The sequence below is a fragment of the Ramlibacter lithotrophicus genome (genome assembly GCF_012184415.1).
GTDB classification, from domain to species: domain Bacteria; phylum Pseudomonadota; class Gammaproteobacteria; order Burkholderiales; family Burkholderiaceae_C; genus Ramlibacter; species Ramlibacter lithotrophicus.
Window position 1 is genome coordinate 221287 of record NZ_VTOX01000002.1, and the last position, 22390, is coordinate 243676.

21 protein-coding genes and 1 riboswitch are annotated in these 22390 nt (G+C 70.3%); of the genes, 9 read left to right on the top strand and 12 right to left on the bottom strand.

Translation table 11 applies throughout. The features are described 5' to 3' along the window. Positions 1–32: 32 nt before the first annotated feature. Both RAMLITH_RS07130 and RAMLITH_RS07135 read right to left on the bottom strand, forming a co-directional pair. A complete protein-coding gene (locus RAMLITH_RS07130) occupies positions 33–1145 on the bottom strand; it encodes a DMT family transporter (protein WP_181956313.1) in 1113 nt (370 codons plus the stop codon). Further along, positions 1142–2143: a Bug family tripartite tricarboxylate transporter substrate binding protein gene (locus RAMLITH_RS07135; RefSeq protein ID WP_168106695.1), complete on the bottom strand. Its 1002-nt coding sequence runs from the start codon at positions 2141–2143 to the stop codon at positions 1142–1144. Before RAMLITH_RS07135 ends, RAMLITH_RS07130 begins: the two co-directional genes overlap by 4 nt. 159 nt (positions 2144–2302) lie before the next feature. Here RAMLITH_RS07135 and RAMLITH_RS07140 point away from each other — a divergent pair, with 159 nt between their 5' ends. Continuing rightward, entirely contained in the window at positions 2303–2530 is a 228-nt protein-coding gene (locus RAMLITH_RS07140; protein WP_337786116.1) for a DUF3606 domain-containing protein, read from the top strand. A 175-nt stretch (positions 2531–2705) separates the two neighbouring features. On the opposite strand, the gene RAMLITH_RS07145 is transcribed toward RAMLITH_RS07140, so the two are convergent. The 10 genes from RAMLITH_RS07145 to thiD are packed head-to-tail and all read right to left on the bottom strand — an operon-like array spanning position 2706 to position 11634. Continuing rightward, positions 2706–3878 (bottom strand): thiamine phosphate synthase, encoded by a 1173-nt coding sequence (locus RAMLITH_RS07145; protein ID WP_168106696.1) that lies wholly within the window; start codon positions 3876–3878, stop codon positions 2706–2708. Then, the gene (locus RAMLITH_RS07150) at positions 3875–4696 is read right to left on the bottom strand and encodes a thiazole synthase (protein ID WP_168106697.1); all 822 of its coding nucleotides are present in this window, start codon (positions 4694–4696) and stop codon (positions 3875–3877) included. Before RAMLITH_RS07150 ends, RAMLITH_RS07145 begins: the two co-directional genes overlap by 4 nt. Before the next feature lie 13 nt (positions 4697–4709). Next, positions 4710–4946 carry a sulfur carrier protein ThiS gene (gene thiS / locus RAMLITH_RS07155; protein WP_238344072.1) on the bottom strand — a complete coding sequence of 79 codons (237 nt, stop codon included), beginning with the start codon at positions 4944–4946 and terminating at the stop codon, positions 4710–4712. Beyond that, entirely contained in the window at positions 4943–5710 is a 768-nt protein-coding gene (locus tag RAMLITH_RS07160; RefSeq protein WP_168106698.1) for an SDR family oxidoreductase, read from the bottom strand. The genes thiS and RAMLITH_RS07160 overlap by 4 nt, the downstream gene beginning before the upstream one ends. Then, the gene (locus tag RAMLITH_RS07165) at positions 5707–6702 is read right to left on the bottom strand and encodes an ABC transporter substrate-binding protein (protein ID WP_168106699.1); all 996 of its coding nucleotides are present in this window, start codon (positions 6700–6702) and stop codon (positions 5707–5709) included. The genes RAMLITH_RS07160 and RAMLITH_RS07165 overlap by 4 nt, the downstream gene beginning before the upstream one ends. Before the next feature lie 13 nt (positions 6703–6715). Then, a complete protein-coding gene (locus RAMLITH_RS07170; RefSeq protein ID WP_168106700.1) occupies positions 6716–7477 on the bottom strand; it encodes an ABC transporter permease in 762 nt (253 codons plus the stop codon). Further along, entirely contained in the window at positions 7474–8211 is a 738-nt protein-coding gene (locus RAMLITH_RS07175; protein WP_168107190.1) for an ABC transporter ATP-binding protein, read from the bottom strand. The genes RAMLITH_RS07170 and RAMLITH_RS07175 overlap by 4 nt, the downstream gene beginning before the upstream one ends. Positions 8212–8222: 11 nt before the next feature. Next, entirely contained in the window at positions 8223–9698 is a 1476-nt protein-coding gene (locus tag RAMLITH_RS07180) for an acyl-CoA reductase (RefSeq protein WP_168106701.1), read from the bottom strand. Then, a complete protein-coding gene (locus RAMLITH_RS07185; protein ID WP_168106702.1) occupies positions 9695–10783 on the bottom strand; it encodes a LuxE/PaaK family acyltransferase in 1089 nt (362 codons plus the stop codon). The genes RAMLITH_RS07180 and RAMLITH_RS07185 overlap by 4 nt, the downstream gene beginning before the upstream one ends. 8 nt (positions 10784–10791) lie before the next feature. Further along, the gene (thiD, locus tag RAMLITH_RS07190; RefSeq protein WP_168106703.1) at positions 10792–11634 is read right to left on the bottom strand and encodes a bifunctional hydroxymethylpyrimidine kinase/phosphomethylpyrimidine kinase; all 843 of its coding nucleotides are present in this window, start codon (positions 11632–11634) and stop codon (positions 10792–10794) included. A 62-nt stretch (positions 11635–11696) separates the two neighbouring features. Then, positions 11697–11789: riboswitch (TPP riboswitch) on the bottom strand. 200 nt (positions 11790–11989) lie between these two features. On the opposite strand from thiD, the gene RAMLITH_RS07195 reads away from it, so the two are divergent. From RAMLITH_RS07195 to RAMLITH_RS07230, 8 genes are read left to right on the top strand one after another with little or no spacing between them, the layout of a single operon-like run. Beyond that, on the top strand, positions 11990–12670 hold the full coding sequence (locus RAMLITH_RS07195) for a GntR family transcriptional regulator (protein WP_168106704.1): 681 nt from the start codon (positions 11990–11992) through the stop codon (positions 12668–12670). Continuing rightward, the gene (locus RAMLITH_RS07200; protein WP_168106705.1) at positions 12670–13875 is read left to right on the top strand and encodes a thiolase family protein; all 1206 of its coding nucleotides are present in this window, start codon (positions 12670–12672) and stop codon (positions 13873–13875) included. Before RAMLITH_RS07195 ends, RAMLITH_RS07200 begins: the two co-directional genes overlap by 1 nt. Further along, positions 13868–15436, top strand: coding sequence for a class I adenylate-forming enzyme family protein (locus tag RAMLITH_RS07205; protein WP_168106706.1), 1569 nt, complete (start codon positions 13868–13870; stop codon positions 15434–15436). The genes RAMLITH_RS07200 and RAMLITH_RS07205 overlap by 8 nt, the downstream gene beginning before the upstream one ends. Beyond that, positions 15433–17556: a hydantoinase/oxoprolinase family protein gene (locus tag RAMLITH_RS07210; protein ID WP_168106707.1), complete on the top strand. Its 2124-nt coding sequence runs from the start codon at positions 15433–15435 to the stop codon at positions 17554–17556. Before RAMLITH_RS07205 ends, RAMLITH_RS07210 begins: the two co-directional genes overlap by 4 nt. After that, complete coding sequence (locus RAMLITH_RS07215) at positions 17553–19244, top strand: hydantoinase B/oxoprolinase family protein (RefSeq protein ID WP_168106708.1); 1692 nt, start codon at positions 17553–17555, stop codon at positions 19242–19244. Before RAMLITH_RS07210 ends, RAMLITH_RS07215 begins: the two co-directional genes overlap by 4 nt. Next, complete coding sequence (gene iaaF / locus RAMLITH_RS07220; protein WP_168106709.1) at positions 19241–20371, top strand: benzylmalonyl-CoA dehydrogenase; 1131 nt, start codon at positions 19241–19243, stop codon at positions 20369–20371. The genes RAMLITH_RS07215 and iaaF overlap by 4 nt, the downstream gene beginning before the upstream one ends. Beyond that, entirely contained in the window at positions 20368–20766 is a 399-nt protein-coding gene (locus RAMLITH_RS07225; RefSeq protein ID WP_168106710.1) for a cobalamin-dependent protein, read from the top strand. Before iaaF ends, RAMLITH_RS07225 begins: the two co-directional genes overlap by 4 nt. After that, the gene (locus tag RAMLITH_RS07230) at positions 20763–22376 is read left to right on the top strand and encodes an acyl-CoA mutase large subunit family protein (RefSeq protein ID WP_168106711.1); all 1614 of its coding nucleotides are present in this window, start codon (positions 20763–20765) and stop codon (positions 22374–22376) included. The genes RAMLITH_RS07225 and RAMLITH_RS07230 overlap by 4 nt, the downstream gene beginning before the upstream one ends. Positions 22377–22390: the final 14 nt, after the last annotated feature.

Consider the following 22390-nt stretch of genomic DNA (forward strand, 5'->3'; position numbering starts at 1 on the left):
GCCTGGCGACGCTCAACGGACGAACTCCGTTTTCACTTTCCCCTTTCCTGCGCGGCGGGTTCCGCCGGCGGTGTGTGTCCGTGCCGATGGTGGATGTCCGGAAAGTGCGGATGTCCGTGCGTCAACGCCTGGTGGCGGTGCGGATACACGTGCGGCTCCGTCCCGTCCCAGGGGAAATCGTGCTGGTGCTGGTGGTGCTCGTCGTGGCGGTGGCGATGCGCATGGACCAGTGGCTCGTGCGTGTGTTCGTGCTCGTGCCGCTCGCTGACGTGCAGCCACACGCCCAGGCCCATCAGCGCCGCCGCGGCCCAGAACAGCGGGCCCGGGGCCTCCGGCCAGAGCGCGAACGAAATGAGCACGCCGAACAGCGGCGCCACCGAGAAGTAGGCGCCGGTGCGCGCCGTGCCGAGCGTGCGCAAGCCCACGACGAAGAGCGTGAGGCTCAACCCGTAACCGAGGAATCCCACCAGCAGGCTGCTCGCCACGGCGCCGGTCCCGGGCAGCTCCGAGCCGGTCGACAGCGCCAGGCCGGTGTTGCAGGCCCCGGCGAACGCCCCTTTCAGGCAGGCCACCAGCATGGCGTCGTTGGTCGATACCTTCCGCGTCAGGTTGTTGTCGATCGCCCAGCACAGGCAGGCGCCGGCGATGATCAACGCGCCCGGCGACAACGTGGTCCCGCCCGGCTCCCACGAGAGCAGCGCGCCGCCGGCGACGATGGCGACCATGCCGGCCACGATCCGCCGGTCCGCGTTCTCCTTGAACACCACCCACGCGATGAGCGCCGTGAGCACGCCTTCCACGTTGAGCAGGAGGGACGCCGCAGCCCCGCCGACCTGGGTCAGGCCCAGCATCAGCAGGGCCGGTCCGAGCACGCCGCCGAAGAGGATCGCGCCGGCCAGCCACGGCACCTCCGCGAGCGGGATGCGCATGGCGCCGGCTGCGGTGCGGCCGCGCGCGGCGCGTACCGCGAGCAGAAGGCCGAGCCCCAGGCCGCTTCCGAGGTACAGCAGGCCCGCCAGCAGCAGCGGGGGCGTGCTGCCCACCAGGAGCTTGGCCAGCGGCGTGCTCGCGCCGAACAGCAGCGCGGCGGCAAGCGCCGGCGTCGCGGCCCTCACGCCGATGCCGCGCAGCGCGCCGGCGGTCATGAAACCTGCGCCCCCGACTCCTTCACCGCCGACCGCCAGTGCTCGATCTCGCGCCGGATCGCTTCGGCGAACTCGGCCGGCGACGAAGCCAGCACGTCCATGGACTGCTTCTCCAGTTGCTGGCGCACCGCCGGATCGGACAGCACCGTCATGAAGTCGGCGTGCAGCGCCTCGAGCGTCCGCTGCGGCAGGCCCGCCGGCGCGACGAAGCCGAAGATGCCTTCGTAGGCGAGTCCGCGATAATGCTCCTCCAGCGTCGGCACCTGCGGGAACTGCCTGTTGCGGCGCGGGTCGGTGACGGCCAGCAGCTTCAGCGTGCCGGCCTGGATGTGCGGCACGGCCGAGTCGAGCACCACGAAAGCGGCCTGCACCCGGCCCGGCAGCAGCTCACGGTACGCGCTGCTGCTTCCGGCGAACGGAACGTGCACGACGTCGATGCCGGCGCGCTTGCGCAGCAGCTCGCCCGTGATGTGCCCGCCGGTCCCTATGCCCAGCGAGGCCCAGGAGATGGTGCCGGGCTTCGCCCTGGCGAGCTGCACGAACTGCTCCAGGCTGTCGACGCCCAGCGACGAATGCGCGACCAGTGCGACCGTGGTGCTGCCCACCTGGGTGATCGGCGTGAGATCCCGCAGCGTGTCGTACGGCAGGTCGCGGCGCAGGCTCGGATTGATCGTGAGCGAGTTGATGACGAGGCCGATCGTGTGGCCGTCGGCCGGCGCCTGCACCACGGCGTTGGTGGCGAGGATGCTGCCGCCGCCCGGCTTGTTGTCCACCACGACCGGCTGGCCCCACAGCTGCGCGAGCTTCTGCGCCAGCGGCCGGATGACGGCGTCGGTCGAGCCGCCCGCCTGCTGCGGCGAAATGATCTTCACGGCCCGCAGCGGCCGGAAGGCCGGCCCGGGCTGCTGCGCGGCGACGGGGAAGGCCATGCCACCGGCGGCGCCGGCCGCCAGCGCGGCGAGCATGGCCCGGCGGTTCAGGAAGGAAGGACTGCGCATGGAAGGGCTCCAGGAGGGATGGTGCCGAATCGTGGCGAAGTGGGCAGTCGGCGGGGCGCGCAGCTTCGGCGGGGCGTTTTGCCGTACAGGCGCGGCGCGATGTTCATCGATGGTTCCAAGGCAGTGTCCTACAGCAGCGCCCCGGTGCGCTTGCCTAGGATGAACCTCATCGACAACGAACGGGAGCAACCGATGTCCGACGACAAGAGCAAATCGCAAGGCCAGGATCGCGAGCGGATCAACGTGAACCAGGAGTACGAGCTGCGCGACTGGGCCAAGAGCCTCAAGACGACGCCGGAGCGGCTGAAGGAAGCCGTGCAGGCGGTGGGCGACCGCGCCGACAAAGTCCGGGAGTATCTAGGAGAACGCGACAAAAGCGGCTCTTGAAGGTCAGCAACCGGGCGCGCGCTCGGGCCAGGGCTCGGCCAGCATCCTGCCTTACCTGCTGGAATCGCTGCGCGCCAAGGTGAACACGAGCGCCGACGCGCCGGATCCCTCCGACTCGCACTTCCCGCCGGATTCCCCGGCGCAACCGGGCGGATGATCGAACGCACCGCCATGGTCAATACGCCGTTGCCGCCAGGCTCGGATGCGGCCAAGCGGCGGCCGGCGGATCGGCCGCGTGCTCGCGCCGGCCGGCCTCCAGCGCCGCCTGCAACGGCGGCACCGTGTCCTGCGGCCGTTCGCCCAGCCCGCGCACGATGCACACCCCGTCGGCGCCACAGCGCGCCGCGTCCTGTACCTGCCGCGGCGCGAGAATGCCGCCGATCGCCACTACCGGCACCGACGCCATGCGACACCACCAGGCCAGGTTGTCCAGCCCCTGCGGCCGCCACGGCATGTCCTTGGTGAGCGTGGGCCAGACCGGGCCGCACGCGATGTAGCGCGGGGCCAGCGCCGCGGCTCGCGCAAGCTCCCACAGACTGTGCGAGCTGACGCCCAGCGCCAGCCCGCTGGCGAGCAGCGCCGCACGGCGCTCCTCGCTCATCGCGGCGAGGTCTTCCTGCCCGAGGTGCACGCCGAAGGCGCCGAGTTCCGCCGCCAGCTGCCAGTGGTCGTTGACGTACAGCTGTGCGCCGTTGGCGCGGCACGCGGCGATGCTGCGTTCGACCTCGCGACGCAACGCGGCGCGCCACGAATCGTCGGGCGCCGGCGGCGCCTTGATGCGCAGCTGCACGGTCTTCACGCCCGCCGCCAGCACCTGCTGCACGCGGTCGGCGCTGTCGACGATGGCATAGAGCCCGAGCCGGTGCGGCACGGGCGCCGGCACCGGCGCGGCGAAGCGCGGCGCGTCGGCCCACGACAGGCGCGGCAGCAGGTGCGGCTCGTTGATGAAGCCGGGCCGGCCGTCGCCGGCAAGCGCCATGGTGGCGATCAGCGCCGCATCGGCGGCGACGAAGCCCCGCGCGAGCGCGGCCTGCCACTCGCCGGCGAAGCGGAGCGCATCCGCGGCGGCGCCGGGAGCGGCTGGCGCGATCCAGCCACGGGCATGGCGCGTGTCCAGCCAGTGCAACGCCCGGCCGTCGTCGTCGGTCCCACCGACGATGCAGACGGCCGACGCGCCGCGATCGCGCAGGCGCCGCGCGACGTCCGGCGCGGCGTCCGCAGCGCCAGTCTCCGGCTCGCCCAGCCACTGTTGCGCCTCTCGCCGCGCTGCGGCGACCGGGCCGGCGATCGCGCCGCCGCGGCCCGCCCTGCCTTCGCCCAGCACCAGCACGGTCGGAATCGAGCTCACGCCGTCGTTCCCAGCACCGGCTTGTCGCCCACCGGCGTGCTGGGCACGGCGAAGTCGCGCGCCGCGATCACGCCCGAATGCCGCGCCAGGCGGCCGGCCTCGATGGCGAGCCGGAAGGCGCGCGCCATGGCGACCGGATCGCCCGACTGGGCCACCGCCGTGTTGAGCAGCACCGCGTCGACCCCGAGTTCCATCGCCCGCGCCGCGTGCGACGGCGCGCCGAGCCCGGCGTCGACGATCAGCGTCGCGTCGGGCAGGCTCTCGCGCAGCGTGCGCAAGGCGAAGGGATTGACCAGGCCCTGCCCCGAGCCGATCGGCGCGCCCCAGGGCATCAGCACCGGACAGCCGGCGTCCAGCAGCCGGCGGCAGCCGATCAGGTCGTCGGTGCAATACGGAAAGACCGTGAAGCCTTCGCGCACCAGTTCGATCGCGGCCGCCACGGTCTCGAACATGTCCGGCTGCAGCGTCTTGCGGTCGCCGAGCACCTCCAGCTTGACCCAGCTCGTGCCATACAGCTCGCGCGCCATGTGCGATACCTGCACTGCCTCGCGGGCGGTGTAGCAGCCCGCCGTGTTCGGCAGCAGCCGCGCGCCGGTCTCGGCCAGCGTCTGCCGCACGACGCCCATGAAGCCCTGGTTGTCCGCCTCCAGCGACCGCTTCAGGCCCACGGTGAGCACCTGCGCGCCCGAAGCGGCGATCGCGTCGCGAAGCACCCCCGGGTCGGGATAGCGCGCCGTTCCCAGCAGGAAGCGGCTTTGCAGCGTGACGCCGCCGACGGTCCAGGCGTCGCCGCCGGCTTGTGAATGTCCTGTCTCCATGACTACTCCTCTTTCATCCGCCCACGATGGGCTGGAACAACAACACCGCGTCGCCGGCCTGCAGCACGCAGCCGCCGCGCTCCTCGCGCCGCACGAACGTGCCGTTGACGGCCGTGGTCACCTGCTGCGGCTCGTGCCCCAGCTCGCTCACCAGCGCCGCCAGCGTCGTCCCATGCCGCACCCGGTACGGCCGCCCGTCCAGCGCGACGTCCATCTCCTGCTCCTCGCTCATTCCTTGCTTCTCCTTCATCGCATCACCAGGCCGCCGTCGACGAACAGCACCTGCCCGGTCATGAAGCCGCTCCACTCGGAGGCGAGGAACAGCACCGGGCCGGCGACGTCCTCGGGCCGCGCCAGGCGGCGCAATGGGGTCGTGGCGATGATCGATTCGCGGAACTGCGCCCGGGTGGCGCCGCTCGCCTGCGTGGGATACACCAGCCCCGGCGCCACGCAGTTCACGCGCACGCCCAGCGGCCCCAGCTCGCTCGCCAGGTTGCGGCTGAAGCCGACCAGCGCCGACTTGGCCGTGGTGTAGTCGTGGTATGGCACCAGCGGCCGTTCGACCAGGTCGCTGACGATGTTGACGATGCTGCCTTGCGCGCGGCGGCGCAACTGCGGCAGCACCGCCTGGCATACGTTGTACGCGGCGCCGACCGAGCCGTCGAACTGCGCCTGGTAGTCGGCCCACGAAACTTCGCCGAACAGCTTGCGGCGCTCGGGGTCGAACGAATACGGCCGGAAGGCGTTGTTCACCAGGATGTCGATCGCGCCGACCTCCTCCTGCGCCTGCGCCACCATGCGTTCCACCGCTTCGCGCGACGTGACGTCGGCCTGCACCGCCCAGGCATCGCCGCCGGCCGCCTGGCATGCAGCGACCACCTCGCCGGCCGCCTGTTCGTTCGCCAGGTAGTTGACGACCACGGTGGCGCCCTCGCCCGCGAACGCGCGGGCGATCGCCGCGCCTATGCCGCGGCTCGCGCCGGTCACCAGCACCACCTTGCCGCTGAAGTTCATGGCTGGGCGCGTCCCGGCAGCAGGTCCTGGCTCACGACGTCGGCCACCTTGATCGGGTTCTGGATCAGGCCCAGCTGGCGGTAGGCGTCGGCCGCCTGCTGCAGCGACGCGACGTCCATCGCCCCCAGGCCTTGCCGGCGCGTGAGCTCGCTGACGCTCGATGCGTTGCGGGCCCGGATGATCTCCAGGTTGACGGCCGGATCGCTGCCGTCGATGGCGCGCTTCGCAGCCAGCTGGGCCGCCTCGTCCGGCCTGGCGATCATCCAGGCGGCGGCATCGCGGTAAGCGTGCAGGAAGCGCCTGAGCACCGCCTTCTTCTGCTGGAACACCTCCTCGCGCACGACGAAGAGGTCGCTCGACACGTTGAGCGACCTGCCCACTTCCATGACGTTGACGTCGCCCACGCCGCGGCGCCGACCCACCAGCAGCCCGGTGTCGGTGGCGGCCGTGGCATCCACCTGCCCTTGCAGCAGCGGCGCGAAGTTCAGCAGCCCGGTGACCACGATGGTCACGTCCGACTCCTTCAGCCCCGCCTGGTGCAGCAGCACCAGCAGGTTCTGCCGGGTGCCGCTCGAGAGGCTGTAGACGCCGATCCTCTTGCCCTTGAGGTCGACCGGCTTCGTGATGTTGCTCTTCTTGAGCGACACCACGTTGAAGACGTTCTGCGGATAGATGTCGTAGATGGCCCGCAGCTTCTCGCCCTTGTCGAGCGCGGCGAACAGCGAACCGGGATCGGTGAACGCGACGTCGGCCTGGCCGCTCAGGATGTTGCGGATGGCGTCGCCGCCGCCGGCGCCGGGCACGTAGGCGAGGTCTATGCCCTGCGCCTTGTAGAAGCCCTTATCCTCCTCGACCAGCAAGGGCGTGGCCTCCACGATCGGCTTGCTCCAGCCGGCGACGGTGACCTTGTCGAGGCGGGCGGGCTGCTGGGCCCAGCCGGCGGCGGGCAGTGCGGCCATAGCGGCGATGAGGTGGCGGCGGGAGAGTTTCATGGCAAGGGCTCTTTCAGGAAACGCGGGTATAGGGAAGCAGGAGCCAGCGCTCCAGGACGACCGTGGCCTGGTACACGAGCATGCCCAGCACGGCGATGAGGACCAGCACGGCGAACATCAGCGGCGTGTCCATCGTCCCTTGCGAGGCGATGACCAGCGCACCGAGACCCTTGCCGGCGGCGATGAACTCGCCGACCACGGCGCCGACCAGCGCCAGGACCACGGCGACGCGAAGGCCGGCGAGGATGCCCGGCAGGCCGGACGGGAGCTTGAGCCGCCACAGGGTCTGGGTGCGGGTCGCACCCAGCATCCGGAACAGTTCCAGCCGCTCGGCCGGCACCTGCTGCAGCGCCGTGAGCGTGTTCTCCATCAAAGGGAAGAAGCAGATCAGGGCCGTGATGACGACGGTGGACGTCATGCCGAAGCCGAACCACACGATGAAGAGCGGCATCAGCGCCAGCTTCGGGACGACCTGGCTCACCACCACGTATGGCATCAGCAGCCCGCGCAACAGCCGCGATTCCGCCATCGCGACGCCGGCCGCGAAGCCGATGACGCAGCCGGTCGCCAGGCCCAGCACCAGTTCCGTGGCGGTGGCGCGGATGTGCGGCCAGAAATAGCCGCTGGCGAGGCCGTTCCACAGGGACTTCGCCACCAGGGAGGGGGCGGGCAGTACCAGCGCCGAGAGGCCAAGGAACCGCGACGCGACTTCCCAAGCCGCCAGCAGCGTAGCCAGCAGCAGCAGCGAACCCAGGCGCAGTGCGGTGCCGTTCATGCCGCCACCATGTCCATGTGCATCGCCAGTCGCACCTGTGCGCAGCGGTGCACGAAGCCCTCGCTGGTGCGGGTGGCGGCGCCGCGCGGGCGCGGCAGGTCGACGCCGATGTGCTCCACGATGCGCCCCGCATCCATCACCGCCACGCGATCGGCGAGGTACACCGCCTCGGCGATGTCGTGGGTGACGAACAGCACCGTGGTGCGGCGCTCGCGGCACATGTGCAGCAGGTCGTCCTGCAGTTCCTCGCGCGTGATCGCGTCCAGTGCCGCGAACGGCTCGTCCAGCAGCAGCAGCGCCGGCTCCAGGATCAGCGCCCGCGCCAGCGCGACGCGGCTTTGCTGCCCGCCCGACAACTGGCGCGGATAGTGACCGGCATGCGCAGCCAGCCCCAGCTGGGCGAGCAACTGCTGCGCGCGCTCCGTTTCGGCCGGCGTCGGCCGGTGCTGCAGCGACACCGGCAGCAGCACGTTGTCCAGGACACGGTGCCATTCCAGGAGCGTCGGAGACTGGAAGACGAAGCCGAGGCGGGGCCCGGGCGCACGCAGCTCGGCGTCCTGGAAGGTGATGTGTCCCTGGTCGGGATGCAACAGCCCCGCCGCGAGCTTCAGCAGCGTGGTCTTGCCGCAGCCGCTGCGACCCACCAGGCAGTGGAACTCGCCTTCGCCGACGTCCCAGTCGACGCCTTGCACCACCGGCGGCCAGCCGGGAAAGGTGTAGCCCACCTGCCGCATCGCGAGGAACGTCACCCCTGGTCCTCCTGCGCGTACGGCGCAAAGCGATCGGCCGCGCGTTCGGCGGACTGCTCGATCTCCACCAGGCGCACCAGGTCCAGCAGGTTGAAGCGGCCGTCGTGGTGCCAGCCGGCCTCTGGCGCCGTCATCGAACCGATCGCCGCGACGCGGGTGACCCCGGCGCGTCCCAGCAGCGCCGCGATCCGGAACAACTCCCCCGGCTCGGCCGCCACACCGGCCGTCTGCAGGAAGGCCGCATGCGGCTCGACCAGCGCGACCACCTCGTCGAGTCGATCGACCGCCACCACCTGGATGCAGCGGTGCGCGGCGGTGGGCGACAGCGGCTGAGGCGCGTCGGCACAGGCGACGGCCCACTGCGCTTGTTCTCCGCCCAGCAGCTCGAAGCCGGCGGCGGACAGCGCCCGCAATTCCGCCGACTGGCGCCAGCCGGCGATCGCCTGCGCGTCCTCCAGCGCCAGGGCGCGGCGCGGATGGCGCCGCTGCAGGTTGGCCAGTTCGCCGGCCAGGTACTGCGCGAACTCGCGCGGCGCCACGCGCCCGCCCCGCTCCACGTAGAACAGGTGCGGCGAATAACAGCCTTGCTGCTCCCAGCGCACGATGTCGTGGGCCGCCAGGCGCGCCGTCGCCGGCGCCCGTTGCGTGTCGAGCGCCGCGCGGGAGACCAGTCCGAACCCCAGCTTGTGGCCATACGGCAGGAAGCGGGTCGTGACCGGCAACTGCCTGCGCACTTCGTCCACCGCGTGGTTGCTGCCATAAGCCAGCACGGTGTCGGCCTCGCCGAACAGCGCCGAGGCCGCACCGGCGTCCGCTCCGCCTTTCCACCAGACGATGGCGAAGCATTCGGCGAGCGGCGGATGCACCTCGGCCAGGAGTCGCGCGAACAGGCTCGCGAACAGCGGCTCGGCGCTGGGCAATTTGCCGACGTTGCCGGCCTTGACCAGCAGCCCGCACACCAGGCTCCACAGCGGCAGCGCCGGTACGTTGCCGGCCCAGTTGTGCACCAGCAGCGCCGGGCCGAAGGCGCGGACGGCGCCGCCTTTCGCGGCCGGCTGGAATTCGTCGAGCACCTTGGGATTGGCGAAGTCCTCGGCGACGAAGCGATGCAGTTGCGGCGCGCGGAAGGTCCTGAGGTAGGACGCGAGGCCCAGCCGCACCATCTCCGCGTCGTAGCCCGTGACCGCGGGCAGCAGCCGCTCGGCTTGCTGCCGATACGGATCCGCTGGGTCGAGCAGGCGCGCGACGGCACGGTCGACGATCGCGATGATTTCCGACACCGGCAAGGGCTGCAGGTGCTCGCGCGCTGCCGCCCTCACCCGCCGCGCCAGCGCGCGCATCTGCTCGCCGGTGAGCACCGGCACGTCAACTTCGACGCGCTCCACGCCGCTGCCGAAGCCAAGCGCATGCCACTGCACCTCGTGGGCGGCCAGGCCAGGGAGCCAGCCCGCGGTGACGCGGCGCCCGTTCATGCGGCCGCCTTCAGGAATTCCTCGACGGCGAGCGAGCAACCCTTGGCCTGGGCGCCTTGCGCACGCCCCAGCAGCAGGAAGCCGTTCGCCGTCGCCACGCCGACGTCCTCGGTCAGGATGGTGGTGACCGAGTTGTAGTTGGCCAGGTCGCAGTGCACCAGGATGCCGCGCTCGCCGGACGCCACTTCGCGGCCGGTGAGCGGATCGACCACCCGCGAGCGGATCCAGTGCGGCCCCGATTTCACCGACGGCACCACGGCGTTGCCGTCGTCGTAGAACTGGCTGCTCAGCTCCGTCATGCCGTACATGTTGATGCAGCGCTCGCGCGGCACGCCGAACGCCTGCGCCAGCGAGTCGTAGAACTCCTCGAAGTCGAGCTGGCGCGACTGCTTCTTGTAGCCGCCGGTGTCCAGGATGCGGCTGCCGGCGGGCAACCGGAATTCGCGGCCGGCCGCCTTCAGTTCGTCCATCAGGTGCACGAAGCTGTAGCTCGCGCCCAGCAGCGCATACGGCTCGCCGCTGCGCTGCGCCTGCGCCAGCGCTTCGGTGACGCCGGAGGTGTCAAGCCCCTGCGCGCCGACGAAGTGCGCGCTGCCCGCCGCGCCGAACTCCTGCAGCGCGTACTGCAGGTAATGCGCCAGCGACGAATTGGGCATCGCCGCCTCGTCCGGGAACAGGATCCCCATGCGGATGCGCCCGGCGCCTTGCATGAAGCGCCGTTCGAAGTTGCCGCGAAACGACGCGTTCCACACCGAGAGATCCGGGTGCCAGTTGCGGCCCTTCAGCTCTCCGCGGGTCGTGCCGCTGGTCATGAACACGCGCTCGCAGCCGGCTGTCGGCTCGCAGCTGAGCGTCAGGTCCTTGAAGCCGTCGATCGGCACCGCCGGAATCTCGCGCCAGCCTTTCACCTTGCGCGGCGTGACGCCGCGCGCCTGGCAGAAGCGGCGGAACGGCTCGTTGCAAGCATGCTGGTGCGCGAACACCCGCAACGCCATCGTGTCGAAGTCCGCGTCGCTGCAACCATCCTGCGCGATGAAGGCGAGCAGGTCCGCGATCATCTGCGACGTGGCGGGCGATGCGGCCATGGCGCGCCTCAGGCCAGCGGCCGCAGGTGCATGGCCTGCGGCGCCCACGAGTGATTCAGCGGGCCGCTGCCGGCGCCGGTGCGCACGTCGGCACCCGCCTGCAGCGCGCCGCGCACGTACTCGCGCGCGCGTTGCACGGCTTCGGGCAACGCCGTACCGAGCGCCAGATGCGACGCGATCGCGCTCGACAAGGTGCAGCCCGTGCCGTGGGTGTTGGGGCTGTGGATGCGCGCGCCACGCATCCAGCATGGCTCGCCATCGCGTTCCAGCAGCAGGTCGCTCACGATGTCGCCGGTCAGGTGCCCGCCCTTGACCAGCACCGCCGGGGCGCCCATCTCCAGCAACTGGCGCGCCGCAGCTTCCATGTCGGCTTCGTTGCCCAGCGGCCGGCCCACCAGCAGCGCCGCTTCGTCCAGGTTGGGCGTGATCACCAGCGCCTTCGGAAAGAGCTCGCGCACCAGGACCGAAACGGCGTCCTCGCCGATCAGCACCGCGCCGCTGGTGGCGATCATCACCGGGTCCAGCACGACGCGCTGCAGGCGATGGCGCTCGATGGCGGCAGCCACGGTGCGCACGATCTCGGGAGCGTGCAACATGCCGATCTTCACGGCGTCGACGCCGATGTCCTCCACCACCGCGTCGATCTGGTCGGCGAGCATCTGAGGCGGCACGCCGTGGATGGCGCGCACGCCGGTGGTGTTCTGCGCGGTGAGCGCCGTGATCGCCGTCATGCCGTAGCAGCCGAGCGCCGCGATGGTCTTCAGGTCGGCCTGGATACCGGCGCCGCCGCCGCTGTCGGAGCCGGCGATCGACAGCACGCGCGGGTACTGGAAGTGGGGGGCTGGTTTCATCGGGCTTCCTTCGCGACCACGGGTCAGGTGCTCCGAAGGCAGCCCCGGCGCGGTGGATGCCCGGCCAGGCAAGAGGCTCTTCTTCCGCCGGTATGAACCGGTTCAAGTTCACGGGTTTCTCTCAGCACGCTGCGCGTACACCCCGGAGCGTCGCCATTCTCGCACGGCCTTGGCCGGCCGGGAACGCCAGCGGGGCCGCCGTGGTCTTTCGGCCCGCAAGGGCGGCAGCGCGGGTTTGCGCCAGATCAAACATCCTTCGCGACCGCGGACTACCTCCGTTGACCGCGACGGTGCTCTGTATACAGAGTGCAGTACGCCAACAACAGCGCCGCCCGCCGGCCACCGAGGTCCCGCCTTGCCCCCGCTCCTGAATCCCGTCAAGCGTCCGGTCGCCCTGGGCGACCTGGTCTATGCCTCCCTGCAGCAATACCTGCGCAGCGGCGCCGTCGCGCCCGGCCAGCCGCTGCAGGAAGTGCACGTCGCCGAGATGCTGGGGGTGTCGCGCACGCCGGTGCGCGAGGCCATGATGCGGCTGGCCAGCCAGGGCCTACTGAACGCGGACGGCCGCAGCTTTTCCGTGCCGGAGCTCACGCTGGCCGACGTCGACCACATCTACGAGGTGCGCTTCCTGATCGAGCCGGAAGCGCTGCGCGCCGTCGCCGCGGCGGCGGCCGACCGCGCCGTGCGCGCGCCCATCGACGAAGCGCTGGCGGCGGCGGTGGCCGCCCACAAGGCCGACGACGCCGAAACCTTCCGTGAAGCGGCGGCTGCGTTCCGCGTGGCGTGGCTGGCGCTGGTGCCGAATCCGCGGCTGGTGCGGGTGGTCGAGCAGTACTCCGACCACATGCAGCACATCCGCGCCATGACCCTGGGCGATCCCAAGGTGCGCTGGATCGTGCTCAAGGGCCTCAAGCAGATCGCCATGGCACTGGCCAAGGGCGATGGCGACGCAGCCGCAGCCGCCATGCACGAGAACCTGCGGCAGGCAAAGAAGGCATTCATCCGGGCCTCGGGGCTCGACAAGGACGCAGCGTAATGGACTACCAGGCAGAAATCCCCTACGGCGCCTACTGGAGCACGCCGTTCACGCGGTGGCAAGGCTCCTTCGCCAACCTGCACAGCGTCGAGTTCGCGGCCCACGTGGCGCGGCTGGAACTCGCGCGGCGCAAGATCGACCCCCAGGTCTTCGATTACGGCGTGCTGGGCTTCTCGGTGCCGCAGAAGCACTCGTTCTTCGGCCTGCCCTGGCTCACCGGGCTGGTCGGCGCAACCGGCGTCGGCGGTCCGACGCTGATGCAAGCCTGTGCCACCGGCGTGCGCAGTCTGCTCGCGGGGGCCCAGGAGATCGAGGTCGGCCTTGCCACCACGGCACTGGTCCTCAACTGTGACCGCACGTCGAACGGCCCGCACCTGTACTACCCCAACCCGCGCGGCCCCGGCGGCACCGGCGCCGCCGAGGACTGGGTGATGGACAACTTCGGCTGCGACCCGCTGGGCGGCCACTCGATGCTGGCGACCGCGGAGAACGTGGCGAAGAAGCACGGTTTCACCACCGCCGAGCAGCACGAGGTCGTGCTGCGCCGCGAAGAGCAGTACCGCGAGGCGCTGGCCGACGGCGCGGCCTTCCTGCGCCGCTTCATGACCCTGCCGTTCGAAGTGCCGGCGCCGGGCTACAAGAAGACGGCCGGCATCCTGGAAGGCGACGAAGGCGTGTCGCAGTCGACGGCCGAAGGCCTCGCGAAACTCAAGCCGGTGCTGCCCGGCGGCACCGTCACCTTCGGCGGTCAGACGCATCCGGCCGACGGCAACGCGGCGATCGTGCTCACCACCCGGCATCGGGCGCGCGAGCTCGCCGCCAACCCGAAGATCGCCGTGCGGCTGCGCGGCTTCGGCCAGGCCCGGGCGGCACTTGCGTACATGCCCGAAGCCACGGTGCCGGCGGCGCAGCGCGCGCTGGCGCAAGCCGGCAAGCGCGTCGAGCAGATGACGGCGATCAAGACCCACAACCCGTTCGCGATCAACGACCTGCTCTTCGCGAAGGAAAACGGCGTGGACTGGCGGACCATGAACAACTTCGGCTGCTCGCTGGTGTGGGGCCATCCGCAGGCGCCGATGGGAACCCGCGCGATCATCGAGCTGATCGAGGAACTGGCGCTGCGCGGCGGCGGCTGGGGCCTGTTCACCGGCTGCGCCGCGGGCGACACGGCGATGGCGCTGGTCCTCGAGGTCTGCGATGCCTGAAGCGCTGGCGGACTGGCTGGGGCAGGTGGCGGGGCGCGCGCCGCACCGCGTGGCGATCCGCGCCGGCACGCGCGACTGGACCTATGCGGAGTTGGCCGCCGAGGCGAACCGGCTCGCATCGGCGCTCGCCGCCAGCGGCGTCGGGCGCAGCAGTTGCGTCACGCTCCTCGACCTGAACGGACCGGCCACGATCGCCCTGCTCTTCGCCTGCGCGCGGGTCGGTGCGCTCTTCATGCCGCTGAACTGGCGGCTCGCCGTGCCGGAGCAGCAGCAGATGCTCGCTGACTGTCCGCCCGACCTGCTGTTCGTCGGCGAGGGCTTCCTGGCGCAGGGTGCGAGCCTGGCGGCCGCGCAACCGGGCGCGACGCCGGTGGCTCTGAACGGCACGCCGCCGGCCGGCTGGCTGCGCTACGGCGACTTCCTCGCGCGAGCCGTCGGCGCGCCGCCGATCGACGCGGACGTGGGACCCGAAACGCCATTGCTGATCTGCTACACGTCGGGCTCCACCGCCACGCCCAAAGGCGTGCTGCTGTCGCAGCAGGCCCTGGCCGCCAACGCCGACCACAGCGTGCAGCTGCATGGGATGACGGCGCAGGACGTGGTGCTGACGACGCTGCCGCTGTTCCACGTCGGCGGCTTGAACAACCAGACGACGCCGGCGCTGCGCAGCGGCGCCACCGTCGTCCTGCACCCGAAGTTCGATGCCGACGCGACCTTCGACGCGATCGAACGCGAGCACGTAACGCTCACGGTGCTGGTGCCGGCGCAGCTCACGGTGATGATGGCGCATCCGCGCTGGGCGCAGGCCGACCTGTCGAGCCTGCGCATGATCACCACCGGATCGACCATCGTGCCGCAGCACGTGATCCGGGCGGTGCACGAGCGCGGCATTCCGCTGGTGCAGATCTACGGCTCGACCGAGACCAGCCCGATCGCGGCCTGCCTGCGGCCCGAGGACGCGCGGCGCAAGGCCGGTTCCACCGGACGCGCGGCGGCCCACTGCGACCTGCGCATCGTCGACGAGGCCGATCGCGAAGTCGCGCAAGGCGAGCCGGGCGAGATCCTGGTGCGCGGCCCCAACGTCATGCTCGGTTACTGGCGGCGGCCCGAAGCCAGCGCCAAGGCGCTGGCCGGCGGCTGGTTCCACAGCGGCGACATCGGCCACCTCGACGCCGACGGCTGCTTGTGGGTCGACGGCCGCAAGACCGACATGATCATCTCGGGCGGCGAGAACATCGCGCCGGCCGAGATCGAGAACCTGCTGCTCGAATCCGCCCGCGTGGCCGAAGCCTCCGTGGTCGGCGTGCCCGACCCGCGCTGGGGCGAGCGGGTCGTGGCCGTCGTCGCGGCCCGGGAGCCCGGGGCGCTGAACGCCGAAGGCGTTCTGGCGCTGCTCGACGGCCGGCTGGCGCGCTACAAGCATCCCAAGCAGGTGCTGCTGGTGCCCGAACTGCCCAAGACCGCGCTGGGCAAGGTGCGCAAGGAAGCCGTGCGCCAGCTCGTCGCCGCCCGCGCAGCGGAGCTCGTCACGCCACGGACCACCGCCGGGGCCACGTCATGACGCTCAAGATCGGCATCGACGTGGGTGGCACCTTCACCGATTTCGTGGTCGCCCGCGACGGCGCGCCGCCGCGCATCTTCAAGACACTGTCGACTCCGGGCGATCCGTCGATCGCCGTCGTCAATGGCCTGGCCGACATCGCAGCAGCGATGGACCCGCCGCTGGCACTGGGCGAACTGGCCGCGGCGATCGACACCATCGTGCATGGCACCACGGTGACCACCAACGCGACGCTGACCTCGCGCGGCGCGAAGTGCGGCCTGCTGACCACCGAAGGCGTGCGCGACGCACTGGAGATGCGGCGTGGGATCCGCGAGGAGCAGTACAACAACCGGGCCACGAACGTGCGTCCGCTGGTGCCGCGGGCCCGGCGCCGCGGCATCCCGGGCCGCCTCGACCGCGACGGCAAGGAGGCCCGCCCGCTGGACCTGGACGCCGTGCGCGAGGCGATCGGCCTGTTCCAGCGCGAGCGGGTGCAGGCGGTGGCGATCTGCTTCATGAACTCGTTCGCCAACCCCGCACAGGAGCAGGCCGCCGCCGAATTGGTGCGCCGCGAAATGCCGGGCGCCTACCTCTCGGTGTCGACCGAGGTGCTGCCTTCGATCCGCTTCTACGAGCGGGTCTCGACCACGGCGCTGAACGCCTATGTCGGGCCGCTGCTGGGGCACTACCTCGACCAGCTCGCCGGGCGGCTGCAGGAGATCGGTTTCCGGGGCGTGCTGCTGATCATGCAGTCGAACGGCGGCGTGATCTCGCCGGCGCTGGCGCGCGCCAAGGCGGCGCTGACCTTGCTGTCCGGCCCGGCAGGCGGACCGGGCGCGGGCCTGCACTACGTCGCCGCGCACGGCCACGACCGCTGCATCACCACCGACATGGGCGGCACCAGCTTCGAGGCTTCCGTCGCGGTGACGACGCCCCTGGTGAAGAACGACGGCGAAATCGCGCGCCACAAGATCGCGTTGCCGATGCTGGACATCCACACCATAGGCGCCGGCGGCGGCTCGATCGGCTGGATCGACGAAGGCGGCATGCTGCGCATGGGCCCGCAGAGCGCCGGCGCCGATCCGGGGCCGGCCTGCTACGGCCGCGGCGGCCAGCTTCCCACCACGACCGACGCCAACCTGGTGCTGGGCTACCTGGACCCGGCCTACTTCGCCGGCGGCCGGATCCGGCTCGACCTGGAAGCAGCGCGCCGCGCCATCGAACGGCACATCGCGCAACCGATGGGGCTCTCCATCGAGGAAGCCGCTGCCGGGATGTACCGCGTGGCCTGCAACAACATGGCGCAAGGCATCCGCGAGGTGACCATCAAGCGCGGCTTCGATCCGCGCGAGTTCCCGGTGATCCCGGCCGGCGGCGCCGGGCCGATCCACGCCTGCCTGATCTCGCAGGAGCTGGAGATCCCGCTGCAACTGGTCCCGCGCGAGGCGTCGGTGCTGTGCGCCTTCGGCATGCTGATGTGCGAGCTGAGGCACGACTTCGTGCGCACCTTCGTCAGCCGCCTGGACGCCGCCGACTGGCAGCGGCTGTCGGGCGTGATCGAGGACATGGCGGGCGAAGGCGAGCGCCAGCTCGAGGCCGAGGGCGTCCCGCGGCCGCGCCGCCGCTGCGAGGTGACGCTGGACTGCCGCTACGTCAAGCAGTACCACGAGGTCAGCGTCAAGGTGCCGCGCGCCGCCGTCGCGGCGGGCGATGCGCTCGCCATCGCGCAGGCTTTCCATGCCGAGCACCATCGCCTGTACGGCTACAGCCTGGAGCGCGAGGGCTCGCCGGTGGAGATCATCAACGTGCGGGTGCAGGTGATCGGCGAGACCGACAAGCCGGTGTCGCGCGCCGAACCCTGGGCCGGGTCCGACGGCTCCGGCGCCGTCAAGGGCAGGCGCGCCGTGTATCTGCCCGAGACTCGCGCCTTCGCGCCAGTCCCCGTCTATGCCGGCGACCGGCTGCGCCACGGCAACCGCGTCGACGGCCCGGCCGTGATCGAACTCGAAACGACGGCGATCTTCGTCAGCGCCGGCTTCGACTGCGTGGTCGACGCGCTGGGCTCGTTCGTGCTGTTCGCCAAAGGCCGGGAGGAGCTGGTCGCGTCGTGCATCCGGGCCGAAGAGGTGGTCGCATGAAGATCGACCCGATCCTGCTGTCGGTGTACGCCCGCACCTTCAAGGCCATCACCGACGAGATGAGCATCTCGATGGAGCAGACCACGCGCTCGCCGATCCTGTGCGAGGCCAAGGACTACGTCACCGGCCTGTACGACGAGGACGGCCGGATGCTGGAGCAGACGGAGAACCTGCCGATCCTGGCGTTCTCGCTGGCGCCCGTGTGCAAGCACATCCGGAAGCTGTTCGACGGCGACATCCACGAAGGCGATGTCTTCTTCCACAACGACGTTTTCTCGCTTGGCAACCAGAACAACGACGTCGCGGTGTTCAAGCCGGTGTTCTTCGACGGCGAACTGGCCGGCTGGACCGCGGTGAAAGGCCACCAGGCCGACATCGGGGGCGCCGTGGCCGGCGGCTACAACCCCAACGCGGTGGAAGTCTGGCAGGAGGCGCTTCGCATTCCCGCGGTGAAGATCGTCGACCGCGGCAAGCTGCGCCAGGACGTGTGGAACCTGATCTTCGCCAACGTGCGGCTGGACATCGTGCAGCACGACATGAAGGCCGAGATGGGCGCCTGCACCGTCGGCGAGCGGCGGCTGCTGGAACTGCTGAAGAAATACGGCCTGGCGAGCTACCGCGCCCACAAGGAGGCGCTGTTCGACGCCACGCGCCGAATGATGGAAGCCGAGATCGCCAAGATTCCCAACGGCCGCTACAGCGGCGAAGGCCGGGTCTTCTACGATGGCCGGCACGAAGGCAGCACCTTCACGATCCGGGTCGACATCGACGTCCAGGACAAGCGCATCAAGTTCGACTACTCGCGCACCGACGCGCAGACCAACGGCTTCGTCAACGGCACGTTCACCTCGAGCGCGTCGGCGACCATCCTGACGCTGCTACAGATGGTCAATCCCGACATCCCGCACAACGAAGGGATGGTCGAGCCGATCGAGATCGTGATCCCGGAAGGCACGATCCTCAACGCCGCCTATCCCAAGGCCACTACCTTCGGCAACCACCTGTGCCCGCCCAACGCCGACGCGATCCAGCGAGCGCTGAGTCCCGTGCTGCCGGACCGGGTGACGGCGGGGTGGAACAACCTGCTGGCGTCGCTGACCACCGGGATCGATCCGCGCACAGGCGAGAAGTACGTCGACATCGGCTTCATGGGCCTCAAGGGCGGCTCGGGCGCGATGCGCGGCTGCGACGGCTACGACCACATCGGGATGATCGACGCGTCCGGTGGCGTCCTCGACCAGGACTACGAGATGTTCGAGCAGCAGACGCCGCACCGGCTGGTCCGCCACGAGCTGCTGACCGACTCGGCCGGCGCCGGCCAGTGGCGCGGCGGGCTGGGGGTGGAGACCATCTTCGAGATCGGCTCGGACGACACGCAGCTCGTCACGTTCGGCGACGGCGATTTCGAGGGCGCGTTCGGCCTGGCCGGCGGCGAGGGCGCGGGGCTCAATTTCATCCGCCTGACGTATCCGGACGGCCGCGAGGTGGTGCCGCGCAACAAGGACCTGATCACCGGCGTGCCGCGCGGGACGATCTACCACCAGGTCGCCAGCGGCGGCGGCGGCTGGGGCGACCCGAAGCTGCGGGACCGGCAGGTCCTCGCCGACGAAGTCCGCAACGGCGTGATCAGCCGGGAAGCCGCGATGCGCGACTACGGCATGAGCGAAGCGGAGCTGGCGGGGTCATGAACTTCGACCTCACCGACGAGCAGCGCGCGATCCGCGACGCGTTCGCGCGTTTCGTGGACGAGGCGGTTGCGCCGCAAGCCGCCGCCCTCGACGAAGCGCACGCCTACCCGCGAGCGCTGATGGACCAGCTGGCCAACCTCGGCTTCTTCGGCCTGCGCTATCCCGAGGACGCCGGCGGCTCGGGCCTGGGGCTGATCGAGTTCGCGCTGGCGCTGGAGGAGATCGCCCGCGGCTCGATGTCGCTGGCCGGCGCGGCCGCGATGCAATCGCTGATGGGCACCAAGTTCCTGCACATGCTGGGCGACGCGGCCATCGTCGAGCGGCTGTTCAAGCCGGCGCTCAAGGGCGAGAAGATCGGCGCGATCTGCATGACCGAGCCCGGCGCCGGCTCGGACCTCGGCGGCATCGCCACCCGGGCCGGCAAGGTTGACGGTGGTTATGTGCTCGATGGGCGCAAGACCTGGATCACCGCCGCGCCGGTGGCGGATTTCTTCACCGTCTTCGCGCGGGCCGGCGACGAGCGCAAGCTCACCATCTTCCTGGTGGAACGGCAGTTCGAGGGATTGGCCGTCGGCCGCGCCATCCACAAGATGGGCGTGTGGGCGCTTCCCACGTCGGAAGTGGCGTTCACAGACTGCTTCGTGCCCGATTCGCACCGGCTGTCGCGCGAAGAAGGCGACGGCGAGGCGCACCTGCGCAAGACGCTGGCCGAGATCCGGATCATCACCGGCGCCATGGCGCTGGGAGTGGCGCGCGCGGCGCTGGCCGAAAGCGTGCGCTACGCGGCCGAGCGCCAGCAGTTCGGCAAGGCGATCAACCGCTTCCAGGCGATCCAGTTCAAGCTGGCCGAGATGGCGACCGAGCTGGAGTCGGCCCGCCACCTCGTGTACTACGCCGCCTGGCTGCACAGCGCCGGCCGGCCGCACCACAAGGAAGCGGCGATGGCCAAGCTGCACGCCACCGAGGCCGCCGCCCGCATCTGCGACCAGGCGGCGCGCGTGTTCGCCAGCTACGGCTACGCCATGGAGTACCCGGTGCAGCGCTACCTGCGCGACGTGCGCTTCACCCTGATCGGCGGCGGCACCAGCGAAATCCTGAAGCTGATCATCGCGAAGGAGTTGTCGTGACCCAGGACAAACGCATCCGCGTGCTGCTCGCCAAGCCGGGGCTCGACGGCCACGACCAGGGCGCCAAGGTGGTGGTGCGCGCCATGATGGACGCCGGTTTCGAGGTGATCTACACCGGCTTGCGCCAGACGCCCGAGCAGGTGGCGCGCATCGCGCTGGAAGAGGACGTCGACGTGATCGCGCTGTCCAGCCTGGCCGGGTCGCACCTGCCGTTCTGCCGCAAGCTGAAAGGCCTGCTGGAGGCCAACGAGCTCGGCGACAAGCTCTGGATGATCGGCGGCAACCTGCCGAAGCAGGACCACGAGCAACTGCGCGAACTCGGCTTCAAGGGCATCTTCCCCACCGGCTCGAGGCTGGATGCCATCACCGCCTACGTCAGGGAGAACGTGCGATGAACGACCGTGCCTCACCCACGGTCAAGGCCGTGTACAACGAATCGGGCATCGAGGTCAGGCCGCTCTACACGGCGGCCGACGTCGCGGCCAGCGGCGGCCTGTCGATGCTGGGCGACCCGGGGCAGTACCCGTTCACGCGCGGCATCCACCCGCTGATGTACCGCAAGCAGCCGTGGACCATGCGCCAGTACGCCGGCTTCGGCAATCCGCGCGAGACCAACCAGCGCTTCAAGTACCTGATCGCCAACGGACAGACCGGCCTGAACGTGGCGTTCGACCTGCCGACCCAGGTCGGACTCGATTCCGATGACCCGTTGGCCGAGGGCGAGGTCGGGCGGGTCGGCATGTCGATCGACACGCTGCGCGACTTCGAAGTGGCCTTCGACGGCATCGACCTGGACAAGATCACGGTGTCGCTCACGATCAACGGCGCCGCGGCGATCCTGATCGCGATGTACTTCGCGATGGCCCAAAAGCGCGGCTACGACGTCGCCAGGCTGCGCGGCACGGCGCAGAACGACATCCTCAAGGAGTTCATCGGCCGCGGCACCTGGATCTTCCCGGTGGAGCCGTCGATCAGGCTGGTTGGCGACACCATCGAGTACTGCGCGAAGCACGCGCCCAAGTACAGCCCGGTGTCGGTGTGCGGCTACCACATCCGGGAATCGGGCGCGACCCCGGCCCAGGAGATGGCCTGGGCCTTCTGCATCGCCAAGGCCTATGCCGACGAGGCGATCGCCCGCGGCCTGTCGGTGGACGAATTCGCGGGCCGCCTGTCGTACAACTTCAACATCTTCGGCAACATCTTCGAGCAGGTCGCCAAGTTCCGTGCCGGCCGCAGCCTGTGGGCGAAGATCATGAAGGAGCAGTACCAGGCGCAGGAGCCGGGGTCGATGTGGCTGCGCATGATCGCCGGCGGCGGAGGCGGCGGCCTCACCTTCGAGCAGCCCGAGGTCAACATCGTGCGCGGCGCCTATTACGCGCTGATCGCCGCCCTGTCGGGCACGCAGACGATGGCGCTGTGCTCCTACGACGAGGCGTACACGATCCCCACCGAGTACTCGGCGCGGCTGTCGCTGCGCACCATGCAATTGCTGATCGAGGAGATGGGGCTCACCGAGACCGTCGACCCGCTGGGCGGCTCGTTCTACGTCGAGACGCTCACCAACGAGATGCGCGCCAGCATGGAGCGGATCATGGCCGAGACCGACGCCCGCGGCGGCATCGTCAAGCTGGTCTCCGAAGGTTCGATCCAGTCGCAGGTGTCGGCCCAGGCCTATGCGCGGCAGCGCGACATCGATTCCGGCGCGTTCCGCAAGGTCGGCGTGAACTGCTGGCGCAACGAGCAGGAGGACGAGCACCCGGTCGAGTTCCATCCGTACGACGAGGAAGGCGCCCGCACCCAGGTGGAAGGCTTGCGGCAGGTGCGCTCGGAGCGCGACGCGCAGCGCGTGCGCGCCGCGCTGGCGACGCTGCGCGCCGAAGCGCAGGCAGGCCGCAACGTGATGCCGGCGCTGGTGGAGGCCGTCCAGGCCTACGCCAGCGTGGGCGAGATGACCAAGGAACTGGTGGCCGTCTTCGGCCGCTACCGCGAACCGGTGCGATTTTGATTGCTTGCGGGACA